The organism is Bacillus cereus, assembly GCF_002567495.1.
GTDB lineage: Bacteria > Bacillota > Bacilli > Bacillales > Bacillaceae_G > Bacillus_A > Bacillus_A cereus_AQ.
This window is the reverse complement of the sequence record NZ_NVAP01000086.1, coordinates 1-2,194: the sequence shown is the minus strand read 5'-3', so window position 1 is coordinate 2,194 and position 2,194 is coordinate 1. Positions and strand designations below refer to the sequence as shown.

Below are 2,194 nucleotides of genomic sequence, written 5' to 3'. Positions count from 1 at the left end.
CTAAGTTTTTCATTTTGTTTATCGTCTTCTGCGTTATTGCATCGGCGACTTGTTCTATATTACACCTCTATATAGTAATAGTCAATATTAATCTTTCATTTTTTTTAAAAAGATGAAAAAGACTCTCATAACCCCTCTTTATTTCTCATACATATCAGTAAAATAACTGAAAGGAGTGTAGAACTTGTTCGATCCTTCTTTGTTGCACGTCATAAGCGCCCATTCAAGAAGCCCACACTATCATAGGAGGTTTCCCATCATTCTATTTTGGAGTCAAAAAAGCGGTTGCACTTCTCTTGCCAAGTGGTTCTTTCACCAGATTAATTTATTACAAACAGCTCTAAGTTATAGTCCTTTCATCCATAATTATGAATACGATATATACAAAAGCACACCTGCCTATGGTGTACGAATAGGTGTAGCGTTACGAGAAAAACAAAAAGAAACTTTTAAACTTGTTCGTAATCCTTATAGGAGAGCAGTCAGTTCTTTCGTATCGTTAATTGGACCTCCTTATATAGAGAATCCAGAATGGAAACCCATCCGAAAATTTTTATATCAAGATGAAAATTCCTCCAAAGGGATCTCCTTTAAACAATTTCTATACTATCTATTTATGAAAGAGGCTCATGCAAATAATATTAACCCGCATTTCGCACAACAATATATAGATGGTGAAGAAGAATATGTGACCAATTATATATACTTAGAAAATTTCGATCAGGGAATAAAAGAATTAGAAAGACGTTTCGAATTAAAAACTGCACCAATAAATGAGTTCTCAACATCATGGCATCATCAAACTCCCGCCATGATTTATAAAGGGAACTTTAGCGAAGCTGATATTACTGATCCTTTATTTCCCCGTCATCCAACTTTTGAAAGCTTTTATGACACTGAATGTATACAGCTCGTTCAAACAATATTTCAAAATGATTTCGACACATATAGATACAGCAAAGAATACCCATACTAAATTTCATCTATTACCTTTGCTAAATATAAAAAGATACCTCATATATAAGGTATCTTTTTAACATTTTAATTATATAAACCACACTGTCTAACAGTCTCTATTCTCCACCTTATTACCTTTTAATAAATTATGTAATTTTTGCTTATCCGCCCATCCTACTCCGATTAAAACTAGACTTGCTCCTATTATTACCCTCCATGTCAGAGCTTCATTTAATAGAATAATTGAAGTAACAATACTTATTAGCGGTAATGCATTTAAATACAATCCACTTACTGATGCTGAAACTCTCTCTAGCGCTTTATTCCAAAACCAATATGCTAAAATTGTTGCTCCAATAACAAGGTATATTATACTAAGTCCCGTTTTCCAAGTTTCAACCTTTGGTAAACCGTAATAAAGAATTTCTACCAGTGCAAACGGTAATAGAATAACAGCTCCGATAATTAAAGTTAATGTTGTAAAAACCTTGTTTGATAAATACTGCTCTTTTTTTGGTCGTTTTAACAAAACTGTGTAGAAAGCAAATAGAAAAGTACTTAATAATATCAGGATATCTCCTATTAAAGACACTTCTTGATCAACACTTTTAGATGGAATCGTAATAAAGAGTACTCCTATAGCACCCAATATAATTCCTACCCAATAATTCAATCGAATTTTCTCTTTCAAAAAGAATGCTGAAAAAAGAATTGTAACTAATGGTAATGCAGCATCTATGATACTAACATGTAATCCACTTGTTAAAGAAATGCCGTAGGATGTAAACATAAAATACCCAGCTACACCGGTAAAAGCTAGTAAACTCATTCTTTTCCATGGAACTTTTTTATGTGCAATTGATTTTTGTAGTTGCTTAAATGAGAATAGCACACAAATTCCACCTGCAAAGAAAAGACGAATAAACAACAAAGTAAACGGCTGAATAGATTCTAACGCCCATTTTGTTGGGGCAATGGCCGTCCCCCATAATATAACAGCTACTAATAACATGCATATTTCTTTCATAATCTCCCACACCCATCAAAAATATATGTTAACTACCTTAATTATAGATTTTTTCTTTTGTAAAATCCTTTAAAAACACAAAAGGTTATGCGAAAAAGAGCTGGATTGCTATTTTTCACATAACCTTTTTATATAAGATCCCAAACATTCTATTCTTACAACAGGTAATTCTTACCTTTATATTGCAACCAATAAAAATAAACACAAAAA

The 2,194-nt window shown here is 32.2% G+C and carries 2 protein-coding genes; one reads left to right on the top strand and one right to left on the bottom strand.

The window, feature by feature from the left end; genetic code table 11:
* Positions 1-184: 184 nt before the first annotated feature.
* Positions 185-976 carry a sulfotransferase family 2 domain-containing protein gene (locus tag COK05_RS29875; protein ID WP_098615409.1) on the top strand — a complete coding sequence of 264 codons (792 nt, stop codon included), beginning with the start codon at positions 185-187 and terminating at the stop codon, positions 974-976.
* An 87-nt stretch (positions 977-1,063) separates the two neighbouring features.
* Here the strand turns inward: COK05_RS29875 and COK05_RS29870 are convergent, their stop codons facing one another.
* Positions 1,064-1,984 (bottom strand): DMT family transporter, encoded by a 921-nt coding sequence (locus tag COK05_RS29870; RefSeq protein ID WP_098615408.1) that lies wholly within the window; start codon positions 1,982-1,984, stop codon positions 1,064-1,066.
* Positions 1,985-2,194: the final 210 nt, after the last annotated feature.